Source organism: Streptomyces sp. R33 (assembly GCF_041200175.1).
In the GTDB taxonomy this organism is placed as follows: Bacteria; Actinomycetota; Actinomycetes; order Streptomycetales; family Streptomycetaceae; genus Streptomyces; species Streptomyces katrae_B.
This window is the reverse complement of sequence record NZ_CP165727.1, coordinates 6,903,246-6,919,645: the sequence shown is the minus strand read 5'-3', so window position 1 is coordinate 6,919,645 and position 16,400 is coordinate 6,903,246. Positions and strand designations below refer to the sequence as shown.

Annotated in this window: 12 protein-coding genes; 7 read left to right on the top strand and 5 right to left on the bottom strand. The window is 74.0% G+C overall.

The window, feature by feature from the left end:
• Positions 1-8 precede the first annotated feature (8 nt).
• The gene (locus AB5J51_RS31850) at positions 9-1,481 is read right to left on the bottom strand and encodes an amino acid transporter (RefSeq protein WP_369779191.1); all 1,473 of its coding nucleotides are present in this window, start codon (positions 1,479-1,481) and stop codon (positions 9-11) included.
• A gap of 443 nt (positions 1,482-1,924) precedes the next feature.
• Between AB5J51_RS31850 and AB5J51_RS31845 the strand changes: the two genes are divergently transcribed.
• The 7 genes from AB5J51_RS31845 to AB5J51_RS31815 all read left to right on the top strand — a co-directional run bounded on the left by AB5J51_RS31845 (position 1,925) and on the right by AB5J51_RS31815 (position 11,547).
• Entirely contained in the window at positions 1,925-2,938 is a 1,014-nt protein-coding gene (locus tag AB5J51_RS31845) for a GDSL-type esterase/lipase family protein (protein WP_369779190.1), read from the top strand.
• 124 nt (positions 2,939-3,062) lie between these two features.
• The gene (locus AB5J51_RS31840; RefSeq protein WP_369780344.1) at positions 3,063-4,034 is read left to right on the top strand and encodes an SCO0930 family lipoprotein; all 972 of its coding nucleotides are present in this window, start codon (positions 3,063-3,065) and stop codon (positions 4,032-4,034) included.
• A gap of 111 nt (positions 4,035-4,145) precedes the next feature.
• Positions 4,146-4,967, top strand: coding sequence for a LytR/AlgR family response regulator transcription factor (locus AB5J51_RS31835; protein WP_369779189.1), 822 nt, complete (start codon positions 4,146-4,148; stop codon positions 4,965-4,967).
• Between the two features lie 235 nt (positions 4,968-5,202).
• On the top strand, positions 5,203-5,478 hold the full coding sequence (locus AB5J51_RS31830; protein ID WP_053788959.1) for a hypothetical protein: 276 nt from the start codon (positions 5,203-5,205) through the stop codon (positions 5,476-5,478).
• A gap of 124 nt (positions 5,479-5,602) precedes the next feature.
• Positions 5,603-7,351, top strand: coding sequence for a cation acetate symporter (locus tag AB5J51_RS31825; RefSeq protein WP_369779188.1), 1,749 nt, complete (start codon positions 5,603-5,605; stop codon positions 7,349-7,351).
• Positions 7,348-8,583 (top strand): sensor histidine kinase, encoded by a 1,236-nt coding sequence (locus tag AB5J51_RS31820; protein ID WP_053788957.1) that lies wholly within the window; start codon positions 7,348-7,350, stop codon positions 8,581-8,583. The genes AB5J51_RS31825 and AB5J51_RS31820 overlap by 4 nt, the downstream gene beginning before the upstream one ends.
• 93 nt (positions 8,584-8,676) lie before the next feature.
• Positions 8,677-11,547, top strand: a complete 2,871-nt coding sequence (locus tag AB5J51_RS31815; protein ID WP_369779187.1) for an AAA family ATPase — start codon at positions 8,677-8,679, stop codon at positions 11,545-11,547.
• Here AB5J51_RS31815 and AB5J51_RS31810 read toward each other — a convergent pair.
• From AB5J51_RS31810 to AB5J51_RS31795, 4 genes are all read right to left on the bottom strand, one after another.
• The gene (locus AB5J51_RS31810; protein WP_369779186.1) at positions 11,493-12,062 is read right to left on the bottom strand and encodes a sigma-70 family RNA polymerase sigma factor; all 570 of its coding nucleotides are present in this window, start codon (positions 12,060-12,062) and stop codon (positions 11,493-11,495) included. The genes AB5J51_RS31815 and AB5J51_RS31810 overlap by 55 nt on opposite strands.
• 201 nt (positions 12,063-12,263) lie before the next feature.
• The gene (locus AB5J51_RS31805; RefSeq protein ID WP_369779185.1) at positions 12,264-13,706 is read right to left on the bottom strand and encodes a GuaB1 family IMP dehydrogenase-related protein; all 1,443 of its coding nucleotides are present in this window, start codon (positions 13,704-13,706) and stop codon (positions 12,264-12,266) included.
• 150 nt (positions 13,707-13,856) lie between these two features.
• Positions 13,857-15,011, bottom strand: coding sequence for an XdhC family protein (locus AB5J51_RS31800; protein WP_369779184.1), 1,155 nt, complete (start codon positions 15,009-15,011; stop codon positions 13,857-13,859).
• A complete protein-coding gene (locus AB5J51_RS31795; protein WP_369779183.1) occupies positions 15,011-16,342 on the bottom strand; it encodes an IS701 family transposase in 1,332 nt (443 codons plus the stop codon). Before AB5J51_RS31795 ends, AB5J51_RS31800 begins: the two co-directional genes overlap by 1 nt.
• Between the last annotated feature and the right edge of the window lie 58 nt (positions 16,343-16,400).

Below are 16,400 nucleotides of genomic sequence, written 5' to 3'. Positions count from 1 at the left end.
CGGGTGGATCACTTTTCTGCTGCGGCCACGTCTTCCGTGGCCAGGCGGGAGCGGCGGATGCCGTACAGGAAGTAGACCACGAGGCCGGCGGCCATCCAGCCACCGAACGCGACCCACGTGGCGACCGGCAGGCTGTACATCATGTAGGCGCAGGCGATGAAGCCGAGGATCGGCGTGACCGGGAACAGCGCCACCTTGAAGGTGCGCGGCATGTCGGGCTTGGTGCGGCGCAGGATGACGACGGCGACGTTGACCAGGGCGAAGGCGAAGAGGGTGCCGATGCTGGTCGCGTTGGCGAGCTCACCCAGGGGGATGAACGCCGCCAGGGCGCCGCAGAAGAGGGAGACGATCAGCACGTTGGCGCGGGGGGCGCCGCTCTTCTCGTCGACCTTGGCGAAGACCTTGGGCACGAGGCCGTCGCGGGACATCGCGAAGAGGATGCGGGTCTGGCCGTAGAGGACGGCGAAGACGACGGAGGCGATGGCGACGACGGCGCCGGCGGCGAGGACGACGCCCCAGACGCTGTGGCCCGTGACGTCGGTCATGATCTGGGCGAGCGCAGCCTCGGTGCCCTCGAAGTCCTGCCACGGCATGGCGCCGACGGCGACGAAGGCGACGAGGACGTAGAGGACGGTGACGATGCCGAGCGACAGCATGATCGCGCGGGGCAGGTCCTTCTTCGGGTTCTTGGCTTCCTCACCGGCGGTGGAGGCGGCGTCGAAGCCGATGTACGAGAAGAACAGCGTGGAGGCGGCGGCGCTGATGCCGGTGACGCCGAGCGGGGCCAGCGGGGCGTAGTTGCCGGACTTGATGCCCATGACGCCGATGCCGATGAAGAGCACCAGGGTGACGATCTTCACGACGACCATGATCGTGTTGATGCGGGCGCTCTCCTTGGCACCGCGCATCAGGAAGACCATGGCGAGCAGGACGACGACCAGCGACGGCAGGTTGATGAAGCCGCCGTCGCCCAGCGGGGCGGCGGAGAGCTTCTCCGGGAGGGTGATGCCTATGGTCCCGTCGAGGAGCTCGTTGAGGTACTGGCCCCAGCCGACGGCGACCGCGGAGACCGAGACGGCGTACTCCAGGACCAGGCACCAGCCGCAGACCCAGGCGATGAACTCGCCCATGGTGACGTACGAGTACGAGTAAGAGGAGCCGGAGACCGGCACCGATCCGGCCAGCTCCGCGTAGGAGAGGGCCGAGAAGAGCGCGGTCAGGCCCGCGATGATGAAGGAGATCGTCACGGCCGGGCCGGCCTTGGGGGCCGCCTCGCCGAGGACGACGAAGATGCCGGTGCCCAGGGTGGCTCCGATGCTGATCATGGTCAGCTGCCACATGGTGAGCGAGCGGCGCAGCGTGCCGCCCTCGCCCTGGCCTCCCTCGGCGACCATCTGCTCGACCGGCTTGCGGCGCAGCAGCGGGTTCACAGGCTTGCGGGGCTCGGAGGCGAGCGGTGGCGCCTGGCCGGTTTCGAGCACGAGGGGACTCCTTAGACACTGCGGATGGGGACTGAGGCATCGACCGCAGCGGTCCGGAGCAGGACACAGACAAGAGCCTGGGCATGGGGAGGACCGCCGAGCAGGCGGTCCACGCCACTCCACGTACAGCGAGTGAGCCTACGAGCTGATTGATACCGCCCGTAATGCACCATCCTTGCACATTGCCGCACGATCGTTGCGCGGATCTGTCCCGGATGGTCCTTTGTTGCGCACGGATGATCGATCGGTGCGCCCGGCATCCTCATCCCCCTTTATTGACACCTCGTCAGATCTGCCGCAGCATGCCGCCCTGGCCGGCCCGATCTCACGGTTGCGCTCCGCGGCGGTGAACCGGGCCCGTCCGGGGTACGGGTGAACGCGGTGGCACCGAGGGGCGCGGACCCCCTCCGGATCCGAGACCCACCGACGACCGGAGGCGCGCAGTGAACGCCGAGAGCACCGCCACGCACTGGCTGGACCCGGGGCCGTTCCTGCGCGGAGTCGCCTGGCTGGACAAGGGGCGTCCCGTACGGGCCGACCCGGCGGACAGCATGCGGCTGCCCTGGGACACCGGCGAGCGGGCCACTCTGCCGATAGGGGTGCGTCTGGAGTTCACGGCGCAGGCGGCCCGTGCGGTGGAGATCCGCTACCGGGCGACCGTGCCCGGCCCCACCGACGCGCTGCGCGACCTCGCGCACGGCTTCGCCCTGTGGGACCGCCACGGGGTGGTCCGGGAGGTGTGGACCGAACCGGCCGTGGAGGCCGTCGTACGCATCGAACTCCCGGGCGGGCCAGGCCCGTTCACCCTGCACCCGCCCGAGGGGCAGTCCCCGCTGATCCTCGGCCTGCGCGGGATCGGCGGCTCCGTGGCCCCGGCGCCGCCCGCACCGCGCTGGGTGGTGCACGGCGACTCGATCACCGAGGGCTGGTGGTCCACCCGGCCCGCCCACGGCTGGCCCGCCGTCGCCGGCCGGGCGCTCGGGTGGGACACCGTCAACCTCGGGTACGCGGGTGCCGCGCGCGGGGAGCTCGCCACCGCCGAGCAGATCGCCGGTCTCCCCGCCGACGCCCTCACCCTCGCCTTCGGCACCAACTGCTGGTCCCGCGTGCCGTTTTCGGCGCCACTGCTGTACGAGACCACCCGCGCGTTCCTCGACCTGGTCCGCCAGGGGCACCCCCGGACGCCGCTGCTGCTGGTCTCCCCCGTGCTGCGGCCCGACGCCGAACGCACCCCGAACCGGCTCGGCGCCACCCTGGGCGCCCTGCGCGATGCGATGGAGCGGGCCACCCGCGACCGGATCACCGCCGGGGACGACCGCCTGGCCCTGCTGCAGGGCCGTGACCTGCTCGGTCCTGAGCACCTGGCGGACGGGCTGCACCCCAACGACACCGGACACCAGGTCCTCGGCCTCGCTGTGGTCACGGCTCTGCGGCGGGCCGGGTTCGATGCCGGGTGAGTGAAACAGCCCACAGGAATCCGCTTGAACAGATCGACCCCGACAGGGCGTGTCCTTCGCAGAGTTGCCGACGCACCGGAAACGGGCGGCGGACACGGAGACACCACACGTGGGAGAGATCAAGATGGGCATCAAGCGCGGAACCACCCTGGCGGCCGTGGCAGTTGTCGTCGCCCTGACGGCGACGGCCTGCGGCGGGGACGACACCAAGGCCGGCGCCGCGAAGCCGGCCGGCGCCGCATCCCAGGCTCCCGCTTCCGGAGCCGGCGACTACGGCTCCGACTACGGCGCGGGATCCGCCGCAGGTGCGGGGACCGCCTCCGAATCGGGCGCCAAGGCCGCGGGCCAGCTGGCGATCGCCCAGAACGAGCAGCTCGGCCCGGTCCTCGCCGACAGCGCCGGCTTCACCCTCTACCGCTTCGACAAGGACACCGCCAAGCCGCCGAAGTCCAACTGCGAAGGGGACTGCGCGAAGACCTGGCCGGTGGTCGCGGCCGGCGACGCCACCGCCGCCGCGGGCATGGACCCGGCGCTGCTCGGCGAGGTCGTCCGCGCGGACGGCAGCAAGCAGCTGACGGTGGCCGGCTGGCCCGTGTACCGCTACAGCAAGGACACCAAGGCGGGTGAGACCAACGGGCAGGGCGTCGGCGGGACCTGGTTCGCCTTCGCCCCCGACGGCAAGAAGGCCGCGAAGGCCGCCGCCGCCCCCGCCGCCCCCGCCGGTGCGGGCCAGGCCTCGGGCGCACTGACCGTGGCCAAGGACCCCAAGCTCGGCGACCACATCGTCGACGGCAACGGGATGACGGTCTACCGCTTCAAGAAGGACACCGCCTGGCCGATGGCCTCCAACTGCACGGGCGACTGCGTGGCCAAGTGGCCGGTGGTGGCCCCGGTGGACAAGGCGAACGCCAAGGGCATCGTGGAGAAGGGCTACTCCGTCCTGGACCGCCCCGACGGCATGAAGCAGCAGGCGATCGACTGCTGGCCCGTCTACACCTTCACGGGTGACAAGAAGCCCGGTGACATCAACGGCCAGGGCGTCGGCGGCACCTGGTACGCGGTCTCCCCCGACGGCAAGCTGATCACCACGTCCTGATCCGCTCCTCCTCCCCCCCACTCCCGAACCGCGCGGCCCCCTGCCCCCTCCCCCCGGCAGGCGGGCCGCGCACCGTTCCGCCCTGGCGCACTCGTCCATAGACTCCACCGCATGCTGCGCGTACTGGCCGTCGACGACGAGAAACCACTCCTCGAGGAACTGCTCTACCTGCTGCGCTCCGACCCCCGGGTGCTGAGCGCCGAGGGCGCCTCGGACGCCACCGAGGCCCTGCGGCGGATCACCCGGGCCCTGGAGACCGGCCCGGACGGGCCCGACGGCATCGACGTGGTCTTCCTCGACATCCACATGGCGGGGCTGACCGGCCTCGACATCGCCCGGCTGCTGGCCGGGTTCGCCCAGCCGCCGCTGATCGTGTTCGTCACCGCCCACGAGGGGTTCGCCGTACAGGCCTTCGACCTCAAGGCCGTGGACTACGTACTCAAGCCCGTCCGCCCGGAGCGGCTCGCCGAGGCCGTCCGGCGGGCCTGCGCCCAGCTCGGCCGGGCCGCCGCGCTGCTGCCCGAGCCAACGGAACCGGCCGGTCCGGTCGTGCCCGTCCAGCGCCGCCCCACCCCCGAGGTCACCGTCGCCGACCGCACCGCGGACCAGATCGCCGTCGAACTGGGCGGCGTCACCCGGTTCGTGGCGATCGCCGACATCGCGTACGTCGAAGCCCAGGGCGACTACGCCCGGCTGCACACCGACGAGGGCAGCCACCTGGTCCGCATCCCCCTCTCCACGCTGGAGGAGCGCTGGGCGGCCCGCGGGTTCGTCCGCATCCACCGCCGCCACCTGGTGGCGCTGGGCCGGATCGACGAGCTCCGGCTCGACGCCGGCACCACCAGCGTCCGCGTCGGATCGGCCGAGCTCCAGGTCAGCCGCCGCCACGCCCGGCAGCTGCGGGACCTGCTCATGCGCCAGGCGACCGGATAGCCGCGCGACCGGACAGCCGCACGGCCACGCGGCCAGGCGGCCAGGCGGCCGTCCGGCGGGCGCGCCGACCGTCCGGCGTGCCGGGGCGCCGTTCGTCGCACCGCAAGGGACGTACGGCGCCCCGCTGCCGCCGTCGGTCGCAGGGCGGGCTCCGGCGCCCGCGGCCGGCCCCGCCCGCACCTATCGTGGAGCCGCCGGTCCGGAAGGAACAGGCCGGAACGAGCGGGGGGTGCGGATGGCCGAGATCCAGGCGCTGCTCGACGCGCTGGCCGTACTGCCCAGGACCCCGCCCGCCGGCCCCGCCGAGGCCGAGGTGCTGATCGCCCGGCTGCGCAGCGCCGCCGCGCGCTGGGCCGACGTACTGTACGAGGCCAACGAGGGGGTCCGGCAGCAGCTGCCGCCCCGTGCGGAGGCGGCCCTGACCCTCGCGTTCCGGCGCGCCGAGGATTCGTACGTGGAACTGGAGATCGCCCTGCGGGACTGCGCGGAGCACCGCGACCCCGCCCGCTGACGCCGACGCCCCTTTTCGGCCGGTGGGAACGGGCGGGATCGGCCGGGATCACGCCTGTTGCCCGGTCGGCGGGCGTGCGTAGACTCCGGTACCCCCTTGCATCCCCGCGGCGAAGGACCGGCCGGTGAACCAGACGTACGCGCTGACCGCGGTCACCGTCGTCGTCCTGGTCACGGTGCTGGTCGGCGCGCTGGGCCTGCGGATATCGCGGACCACCTCCGACTTCTACGTCGCCTCGCGGACGGTGGGGCCCCGGCTCAACGCGGCCGCGATCAGCGGGGAGTACCTCTCCGCGGCCTCCTTCCTGGGAGTGGCCGGGCTGGTGCTGCTCCAGGGGCCCGAGATGCTCTGGTACCCGGTCGGCTACACCGCCGGATACCTGGTGCTGCTCGCGCTGGTGGCGGCCCCGCTGCGGCGCTCTGGGGCGTACACGCTGCCCGACTTCGCCGAGGCCCGGCTGGAGTCGCAGGCGGTGCGCCGCGTCGCGGTGCTGTTCGTGGTCGGGGTGGGCTGGCTGTACCTGCTGCCGCAGCTGCAGGGCGCCGGGCTGACCCTGGAGATCCTGACCGGCGCCCCGCACTGGGTGGGCGGGGTGGTCGTCGCGTTCGTGGTGACCGCGGCCGTCGCGGCCGGCGGGATGCGGAGCATCACCTTCGTGCAGGCCTTCCAGTACTGGCTCAAGCTCACCGCGCTGCTGGTGCCCGCCTTCTTCCTGCTCGCCGCCTGGGCCGGGGACGGCGCGCCCCGGGCCTCGTTCGACGCCCCGGCGGTCTTCCGCGAGCACACCGCCGTCACGCTCGCCGAGGACGTCCGGCTGTCCCTGGACGCGCCGCTGACGCTGAAGGTCACCGGGCAGGTGGACGGGCGGACGTACGCGGCGGCCCCGCTGACGCTGCAACCCGGGGAGCACTCCGTACGGGCCCGCGCGCGGCTCGAGTTCGCCCCGGACACCCGGGTCCCGCAGACCCGGGCGACGTCCGGGCCGGACGCCTCCCGCTGGTCCCAGCCGCTGGACGGGGACCGGCCGGCACTCGGCCTGTACGCGACGTACGGGCTGGTGCTGGCCACCTTCCTCGGCACCATGGGCCTGCCCCACGTCGCCGTGCGCTTCTACACGAGCCCCAACGGCCGCGACGCGCGGCGCACCACGCTCGTGGTGCTCGGGCTGCTCGGCTGCTTCTACCTGCTGCCGCCGGTGTACGGGGTGCTCGGCCGCACGTACGCGCCGGAGCTCGCCCTCACCGGGGACGCGGACGCGGCGGTGCTGGTGCTGCCGGAGCGGATGCTGGGCGGGGTGCTCGGCGACCTGCTGGGGGCGCTGCTGGCCGGGGGCGCGTTCGCGGCGTTCCTGTCGACGGCTTCGGGGCTGACCATGGCGGTGGCCGGGGTGCTGCACCAGGACGTGCTGCCGGCCCGCGGGGTGCGGACGTTCCGGTTCGCGGTGCTGGTGGCGATGCTCGTACCGCTGGCCGGGAGCGTGGCGCTGACCGACGTGCCGGTGGCGGACGCGGTGGGGCTGGCCTTCGCGGTGTCGGCCTCGTCGTTCTGTCCGCTGCTGGTGCTGGGCATCTGGTGGCGCGGGCTGACCCCGCCTGGTGCGGTGGCGGGGCTGGTCACGGGCGGTGGGGCGGCGCTGGGCGCGGTGCTGGCGACGCGGGCGGGGCTGCCCCCGGCGGGCTGGGTGCACACGCTGCTGGCGTGGCCGGCGGCGTGGTCGGTACCGCTGGGGTTCCTGACGATGGTGCTCGTGTCGCTGGTCACCCGGTCGCGGGTACCGGCGGGAACGGCGGCGACCCTGGCCCGGCTGCACCTGCCGGAAAGCGTGACCGGGGCCGGTGCCGGATCCGGCACCCGCGTGGGCGGTGCTCCGTGACCGGAGCGGTGCTCGCGGTTCTGGCGGCAGCGGGTGCGGCCCTGCTGCTCGGCCTGGGCTGGGCCGCCGGCCGGTGGCACGCCCGGCGCGGCGAACGGGCGACCGGCCTGGACCTCGGGACCCCGGTGGAGCGGGCCACCTTCCACACCCTGCACACCGCCTCGCTCGCCGCTCCCCCGCTGCGCGCGGGGCTCACCGAGGACGCCGCCCGCAAGGCCGCCAGACGGCTGCGCTCCCTGCTGGGCACCGAGGCCCTGTGCCTCACGGACCGGGATGCGGTCCTGGCCTGGGACGGCCCGGGCGCCGACCACCACCAGCGGCGGGCGATGGCCCGGGTCACCGTGATGCTGAACTCGGGGCGCAGCCAGAGCGTACGGACCGAGTGCACCCGCCCCGACTGCCCGCTCAAGTGGGCGGTGGTCGCCCCGCTCACCGGCGAGGACGGGATGCTGGGCGCGCTCGTCGCGTACGGTTCGCGCGAGTCGGCGGTGCTGGTGCGGGCCGCGACGGAGGTCGCCCGCTGGGTCTCCGTCCAGCTGGAGCTGTCCGAGCTGGACCGCTCGCGGACGCGACTGATGGAGGCGGAGATCAAGGCGCTGCGGGCGCAGATCTCCCCGCACTTCATCTTCAACTCCCTCGCCGCGATAGCCTCGTTCGTGCGCACCGATCCGGAGCGGGCCCGGGACCTGCTGCTGGAGTTCGCCGACTTCACGCGCTACTCCTTCCGGCGGCACGGCGAGTTCACCACCCTCGCCGAGGAGCTGCGCTCCATCGAGCAGTACCTGGCCCTGGCCGGGGCCCGGTTCGGGGACCGGCTGAAGGTGACCCTCCAGGTGGCGCCCGAGGTGCTGCCGGTGGCGCTGCCGTTCCTGTGCCTGCAGCCGCTGGTGGAGAACGCCGTCAAGCACGGGCTGGAGGACACCACCGGGGAGTGCCTGATCACGATCGCCGCCCGGGACGCGGGTGCGGAGGCCGTGATCACCATCGAGGACAACGGGGTCGGGATGGATCCGGCCCTGCTGCGCCGGATCCTGGCCGGGGAGCGCAGTGGCTCCTCGTCGGGCATCGGGCTGACGAACGTGGACGAGCGGATCCGGCAGGTGTACGGGGACGCGTACGGCCCGGTGATCGAGACGGGGGTCGGCGCGGGCATGAAGATCACCCTCCGGGTCCCCAAGTACCGTGCGGGCGTGCACAGTTCACCGCCGGGTGAGCAGCTCCCCCGCTACTGATCGCCCCGCCGGCATGCCATCCTGGCGGAGGCGCGGACCGGCCGGCGGGGATACCCCGCCGGCAGCCGGGAGACGTCTGGGGAGGACGCCGACGTGCGGGTCGGGCGTGAACGACTGCGGGAAGAGTTACGGGACTGGGTGCGCGGCGGTGCGCGCGGCAGCGGGGGGCACCTGATCGTGGAGGGCGAGCCCGGCGCGGGCCGGACCGCCCTGGTGCGCGAGGCGCTGGCCGAGGCGGCCGCGCTGGGCAGCCGGGTGCGCTACGGGGCCGCCGACGCCTTCACGGCGGAGCTGCCGCTGCGGGCCGCTCTGGACTGCCTGCATCCCGAGGGCCCCGGCCGGGCGGCCGTGGTCGCGCTGCTCCGCGAGGCCCGGGAGGCGGCGCAGCCCGGCGGGGCGTGGCTTGCGGCCATGGACCTGCTGGTGTCCGGGGTCGAGGAGTGGTGCGCGCGGGGCCCGCTGCTGCTGGTGCTGGACGACCTGCACTGGGCGGACCCGGCCAGCCTGCTGCTGTGGCAGCGCCTGGCCCGGGCGGTGGACCGGCTGCCGCTGCTGCTGGCGGCGACCCGAAGACCGCTGCCCCGGCGGCCCGAGGTGGAGCAGCTGTGCGCCGAGATGGGCGCGGGCCCACGCGGGCGGGCCGTCCGGCTGGAGCCGCTGACCGGGGCGGAGTCGGCCGAGCTGCTCCGCGCCGTGCTGGGGGCGGCGCCCGGGCCGCGGTTGCGGGAGGCCGCCGGGCAGGCGGGCGGCAATCCCCGGCTGCTGCGGGACCTGATCGCGCAGTGGTCCCGGTCCATCGAGATCACCGGCGGGTCCCGGGCCGACGGCAGCGGCGACGGCGGGATCGACACCGCGGAGGCCCACGCCGTCGCCGTCGCGGAACTGACCCTGACCGAGGCGGAGTTGCCTGATCCGCCCGCCTCCCTCCCGCGGGGCATCGGCTACCTCTCCCGCCCCGCGTACACCACCCTGCGGCATGCGGCGCTGCTCGGCCCGGCCTTCACCCCGCGCGAACTGGCCCTCGTACAGGCCAGACCTGCGCGCGAGGTACTGGCCGAGCTGGAGGAGCCGCTCCTCGCCGGGCTGCTGGAGGACACCGGCGAGCGACTGCGCTTCCGCCAGCCCGCGCTGCGCCGGGCCCTGTACGCGGAGCTCCCCCGGGCCGCCCGGTCCGCCCTGCACCAGGACGCGGCCCGGGCCCTGGCCGAGGCGGGGCACGATCCGGAGCGGACCGCCGAACAGCTGCTGGCCGGCGGGGCGTTGGACCGCTGGGCGGTGCACTGGCTGGCCGACTCGGCGCAGTCCCTGATCGCGGCGGCGCCCGGAGCGGCCGCCGAACTGCTGGAGCGGGCCGTCGCGCAGGCCGACTGCGGGGACCGGGACGCCCTGGAGGGGAGCCTCGCGGACGCCGCCCTGATGCTGCGCCGCCCCGAATCGGTGGAGCTCCTGGCCACCCTGCACGGGCGGGCCACGGACCCCGGACACCGGGCGGCCCTGGCCTTCAAGCTGGTGTCGGCGCTGATGATCCAGGGGGACATGGCCCGTTCGCTGGCCGTCACCGAGGACGCGCTGGCGGAGCAGGTCGCCTCCCCCACGCTCCGGCTGCGGCTGGAGGCCTGCCGGGTGCTGGCCCTGGCCGATCTGCACTGCCCGGCGCAGGCCCACACGCTGGCCGTGCCGGTGGTGGCGGAGGCGGCCCGGCTGGGCGATCCGCTGTGCGGGGCGGAGGCCCACCACGCGATGGCCTTCGCCCTGTTCCACCTGGGCCGCGGCCGGGAGTCGCTGCGGCACGTCGCCGAGGGGATCGCCTGCGCCCGGCGCAGCCCGGAGGCCAACGACATGCGGCTGCTGCTGCTCGCCAACCAGGCGGAGGCGCACCTGCGGTTCGACGAGCCGGAGACCGTCGCGGCGGCGCTGCGGGAGGCCCGGGAGCTGGCGCTCGCCACCCGCTCGGCGGGACGGCTGGTGGTCACCGAGGCGCGGCTCGCGGAGTTCCACTACCGGCTCGGGGACTGGGACGCGGCGCTCGCCGGGGTGGCCCGCGCGGACGGGCTGCCGGTCTCGGACGGCTGGCTGCCGGTGGTGGTGCACGGGCTGCGGGCCCTCGTACTCGGCCACCGGGACGAGCGCGAGGCGGCGCAGGCCGAGCTCGCGCTGCTCGCGCCGGACGCGTTCGCGGCCCCGGCGGCCCGCCGCTACAGCGGGCACGTGCTCCTGGCCCGGGCCCTGCTGGCGGAGCGGGCGGGCCGCCCGGCGGACGCGGTGCGCGAGCTGCTGCCGGCGCTGGCGGACAGCCCGGACGAGGCGGGGGCGTACGAGCGCCCCTGGGTGCTGTCGGAGATCGTCCGCGTGGCCCTGGACAGCGGGGACACCGCGACGGCCCGGGCGGCGGTGGCGGCCTGCGGGCGGGCGGCGGCGGCGCTGGCGGAGTACCCGGGCCCGGCGCTGGCGCTGCTGCGCTGCCGGGGGCTGTTCGCGCAGGACCCGCAGCTGCTGGCGCAGGCTCTGGAGCGGGCGGAGCGCGCCGGCTGGCCGCTGGTGCTGGGCCATGCGTGGGAGGACCTCGCGGTGGCCCGGGCCTGGCACGGCGACCTGGCGGCGGCCCGGTCGGCACTGACGCGCGCGGCGGCCGCGTACGAGGACCTGGGCGCCCGGTGGGACACCGCCCGGGCCGACGCCCGGCTGCGGAGCCTGGGTGTCCGGCGCGGCAGCCGCTCGGCGCGGCGGCGGCCGTCCAACGGGTGGGAGGCGCTGACACCCGCGGAACTGAAGGTGGCCCTGCTCGTCGCACAGGGCCGGTCGAACCCGGAGATCGCGGGCGCCCTCTTCCTGTCCACGCGGACGGTCCAGACGCACGTGTCGCACATCCTGGCGAAGCTGCAGGTCCGCTCACGGGCGGGGGTGGCCGCTCAGGCGGCGGCGCGGCGCACGGGCCCGGAGCCGGTACGGGGGCCGGGACCGTAGCCGGGCATGGCCTCCCGGAGGGCGCGCAGGGCGTAGTAGGTACGCGACTTGACGGTCCCGGCGGGAACCCCGAGCGCCTCGGCGGCCTCGCACACCGACTGCCCGCGGAAGTAGATCTGCACGAGCACCGCGCGGTGCTCGGGGCTGAGTGATCTCAGCGCGTCGCGGACGTCGAGGACGGCGACGGCCTGCTCGGTGCGGTCGTCGGCTACCGGCATGTGGGTGTCCAGGGCGTCCGGCCCGACCTCGGCGGGCCGGACCTGGCGGGCCCGCCGGGCGTCGATGGCGAGGCGCCGGCCGACGGTGTAGAGCCAGGGCCGCATGGACGCGTGGTCGCTCTCCAGCGCCTCGGGGTGCTTCCAGGCGCGGAAGAGGGTCTCCTGGAGGAGGTCCTCGGCGCGGTGCCGGTCGCCGAAGGTGAGACCGAGGAGGAAGCCGTAGAGGGCTTTGCCGTGCTCGCTGTGCAGTCGCGCGAGGGCGTGCGCGTCGGTGCGGCGGCGGAGGGTACTGGCCACGGGGTGCCCCTTCCAGGTCGGATGACCTGAGCGTGACGGACCCGGCGCCCGGAGTTATCCGCCGCTTGGCGTATCCGCCCGCCACCTGCGCCGACCGGTCGAACGGCACGCCGAACGGTCCCCCGGGGTCCCTGCGCCCCGAACGCCGGTGGCCCCGGACCCGTCCGCGAGGACGGGCCCGGGGCCACCGGAAAAGCGGAACTAGCTCCAGCTGGCGTGCAGCGGCTTGCCCTCGGCGTAGCCCGCCGCCGACTGGACGCCGACCACGGCCTTCTCCTCGAACTCGGCGAGGGAGCCCGCACCGGCGTAGGTGCAGGAGGAGCGCACACCCGCGATGATCGAGTCGATCAGGTCCTCGACGCCCGGGCGGGCCGGGTCCAGGAACATCCGCGAGGTGGAGATGCCCTCCTCGAACAGGCCCTTGCGCGCCCGGTCGTACGCCGACTCCTCCGACGTGCGGTTCTGCACGGCACGCGCCGACGCCATGCCGAACGACTCCTTGTAGAGCCGGCCGTCGGCGCTCTGCTGCAGGTCGCCCGGGGACTCGTACGTCCCGGCGAACCAGGAGCCGATCATCACGTTCGCGGCGCCGGCGGCCAGCGCCATCGCCACGTCGCGCGGGTGGCGGACTCCGCCGTCGGCCCACACGTGCTTGCCGTACTTCTTCGCCTCCGCCGCGCACTCCAGCACCGCGGAGAACTGCGGGCGGCCCACGCCGGTCATCATGCGGGTGGTGCACATGGCGCCGGGGCCCACACCGACCTTGATGATGTCGGCGCCGGCGTCGATGAGGTCCTTGACGCCCTCGGCGGCCACGATGTTGCCGGCCACGATCGGGACCTGCGGGTCCAGCGCGCGCACGGCCTTGATCGCGTTGATCATCGACTCCTGGTGGCCGTGGGCCGTGTCGATGACGAGCGTGTCCACGCCCGCGTCGAGCAGCTGCTTGGCCTTCTGCACGAAGTCGCCGTTGATGCCGACGGCCGCCGCGATGCGCAGCTTTCCGTTGGCGTCGGTCGCCGGGGTGTACAGGGTCGCGCGCAGCGCGCCCTTGCGGGTCAGCAGGCCGACCAGCTTGCCGTCCTCGTCGACGGCCGGGGCCAGCTTGCGGTGGCCGGCGTCGAGCTTGTTGAACGCCTCGCGGGGGTCGATGTCGGCGTCGATGAGCAGGAGCTCCTTCGACATGACCTCGGAGAGCTGGGTGAAGCGGTCCACGCCGGTCAGGTCGTGGTCGGTGACGACACCGACCGGTCGGCCGTCGGCGTCGACGACGACACCGGCGCCGTGGGCCCGCTTGGGCAGCAGGGACAGCGCGTCGGCGACGGTCTGGGTGGGCGCCAGCGTGATCGGGGTGTCGAGCACGAGGTGGCGGGTCTTCACCCAGGAGATGACGTCGGTGACGACCTCGATCGGGATGTCCTGCGGGATGACCACGATGCCGCCGCGGCGGGCGACCGTCTCGGCCATGCGGCGGCCCGCGATGGCGGTCATGTTCGCGACCACGAGCGGAATGGTGGTGCCGGTGCCGTCGGGCGAGGAGAGGTCCACGCCCTGGCGGGAACCGACCGCGGAGCGGCTCGGCACCATGAATACGTCGTCGTACGTCAGGTCGTACGGCGGCTTCTGGTCATTGAGGAAACGCACGTGCTGAACATCCCAGTCGATCGAAGGATCCGTCTACGGCCTCGACAGGCAGGGCAGCCGAGGAAACGCACGTACTTCATTCTCCCATGGCCCGGCATCAATGCCGCCCGGGCTGATCGTCCAGGACATACCGGGCCCCGTGGTCGTTTCCTACGGGACCTTGGTCCCGGAGGCGAGCCGGGTGCGCCCGTGCACCGGGCCCCGGCGCCGGGCCAGGGGGGCGACGGACCCCCCGTACCGGACCGCCGTGAACTCGGCGGCGATGGACAGGGCCGTCTCCTCGGGGGTGGCTCCGCCCAGGTCCAGCCCGATGGGCGAGCGCAGCCGGGCGAGCGCGGCCTGCGGCACCCCCTCCTCGCGCAGCCGCTGCTCGCGTTCGGCGTGGGTGCGCCGCGAGCCCATGGCCCCCACGTAGCCCAGCGGCAGCCGCAGGGCGAGGGCCAGCAGGGGTACGTCGAACTTGGCGTCGTGGGTCAGGACGCAGACCGCCGTACGGGAGTCCAGCCGGCCCGCCTCCCATTCCGCAGCCAGGTGCCGGTGCGGCCAGTCCACGACCACCTCGTCGGCGCCGGGGAAGCGGGCCGGCGTCGCGAAGACGGGCCGGGCGTCGCAGACGGTGACCCGGTGCCCCAGGAAGGCCCCGATCCGGGCCAGGGCGGCGGCGAAGTCGATGGCCCCGTAGACGATCAGCCGGGGCGGTTCGGCGGCGGATTCGACCAGCAGGGTGAGGGGCTGCCCGCACAGCCCGCCCGCCGTGCCGAGCTCGGCGGTCCCGGTGCGCCCGGCCAGCAGCAGGTCCCGTACGTACCCGGCGGCGGCCCGGTCCAGGGCCGGCTCCCCGCCCAGGCAGCCCTCGTAGGATCCGTCGGGGTGGACGGCGAGGGCCCGGCCGAGCTGCGGCTGCGGGCCGGAGACCACCCGGGCGAGCGCGGCCCGGGCCCCTGCTGCGGCGGCCTCGAGCACGGAGCCGAGGACGGGCCGCACCAGGTCGTGCCCGCGCACCGGGGTGACGAGCACGTCCAGGACTCCCCCGCAGGTCAGGCCGACGGCGAAGGCGTCGTCGTCGCTGTACCCGAAGCGGTGCACGCCGCCTTCGCCGGAGGCGATCGCGTCGAGGCACAGCTCGTGCACGGCGGATTCCACGCAGCCCCCGGAAAGGGAGCCGAGCGCGGTGCCGCCGGCGTCGACGGCCAGCGAGGCGCCCGGGCCGCGCGGCGCGCTCCCGCTGACGGCGACCACGGTGGCCAGGGCGAATTCGCGGTGCGCGGTGCACCACGCGCGGAGTTCCTCGGCGATGTCGAGCATCAGCGGATGTACTCGCGTCTCGCGCTCTGGCCGGGGATCAGCGGCCGCGGCGGCAGCACCGGCGGCGGGCCGGTGCGCGCCACGGGGCTGCTTGTCCCGGTGCGGGACACGGGACCGGGCGTCCCGCCGAGCGGGGGCCGTGCATGCCCCCCGGGGAAGCCGTCGGGGATCCTGCCGCGTGCACCGAGCAGCATCGACGCGTGGGCGACACTCGCGAGCGTGGCGTGGTGGTGCCAGCCACGGAAGGAGCGGCCCTCGAAATCACGGATGCCTACGGGTTCGCAGGTCTCGGTGAAATCGAGGGATACCCGGTCGGTGAGTTTGGCGAGGAGGAAGAGCTGGGCCAGCGGCCTGTCTCCGATGTTGGTGATCCAGAACTCGGAGGGCAGCAGGGCGGCTTCGGTCCAGGCGCCGACGAGCAGGAGCGGGGTGGGCGACAGCGGTGCGGACCGGTCCTCGCCGGGGGTCGCGAGGATGGCGGCCGAGGTCAGCAGGGTCACTGCTCCTTCGCCGCGGCCGTGCCGGGTCCATTCGACGACGCGCCGCTGGGAGCGCAGGGAGTCGATGAGTTCGCGGGCGGGGGCGGTGTGCGGCCCCGGTTTGTGCCGGCCGGCGCCACCGAACGAGACGGGCAGCGAGCCGTCGACCTTGAAGACGAAAGGGATGTCCTGCAGGGCGAAGGACTCGATGCTCTGCGGGATGTCGGTGTTGGCGACCTCCATCACCACGGGCCGGCGCTGGAGTTGCCAGCTGGCGGCCATCCGCTGGACGGCGTGTACGGCGTCCTGGGCGGGGGTGAGCGAGCGTGCGGTGTCGGGGATGCCGGCCCGCCGGCGGCGCAGCAGCTCGCTCGTCCAGGGCCCGGGGAGGGTGAGGGTCCATTCGACGGGGAAGCTGGCCTCGCTGGAGGCGAGCCAGATGCCGCTGGCCTGCTGGCAGTTGGCGGTACGGCCGAGCTGGGGGACGAACTGGCGGCCCACGCCCACCGAGCGGTCGCCGGCCTTCTCTATGACCATGGGCTGGACCACCCAGGCCAGCGGGCGCTGGGCGGTGCGTTCGAGGTACTGGGCGAGGGAGCGGCGTACGGGGGTCCAGTCCCAGGGTGACTTGCTGATGAACTGCTGGAGGCTCTGCTCGACGGAACTGGCGCCTGTTCCGGCGATGTTACGGATTGTTTTCTTCCCACTGGTCCGTACCAGCCCGTTGAGATAAACGCGGGCCCAGTTTCGCTGGTCCCGCCGGGGTAACGACTCGAAGAAAAGAGAGATCAGGACGTCGATCAATTCGGAGATTTCCTTCGTGGAATCCTCCGGAAGGACTACGCGAGCCATCTGGGCCTCCCCCGCGACCACTAGATCCAATACCCTACTTGACCGTGCAGAACGGCCG

What these genes read in the sequence shown, in the direction of transcription:
- AB5J51_RS31795 (WP_369779183.1), bottom strand. Translation starts at nt 16,342, where the DNA reads ATGGCTCGCGTAGTCCTTCCGGAGGATTCCACGAAGGAAATCTCCGAA.
- AB5J51_RS31840 (WP_369780344.1), top strand. Translation starts at nt 3,063, where the DNA reads ATGGGCATCAAGCGCGGAACCACCCTGGCGGCCGTGGCAGTTGTCGTC.
- AB5J51_RS31830 (WP_053788959.1), top strand. Translation starts at nt 5,203, where the DNA reads ATGGCCGAGATCCAGGCGCTGCTCGACGCGCTGGCCGTACTGCCCAGG.
- AB5J51_RS31800 (WP_369779184.1), bottom strand. Translation starts at nt 15,011, where the DNA reads ATGCTCGACATCGCCGAGGAACTCCGCGCGTGGTGCACCGCGCACCGC.
- AB5J51_RS31835 (WP_369779189.1), top strand. Translation starts at nt 4,146, where the DNA reads ATGCTGCGCGTACTGGCCGTCGACGACGAGAAACCACTCCTCGAGGAA.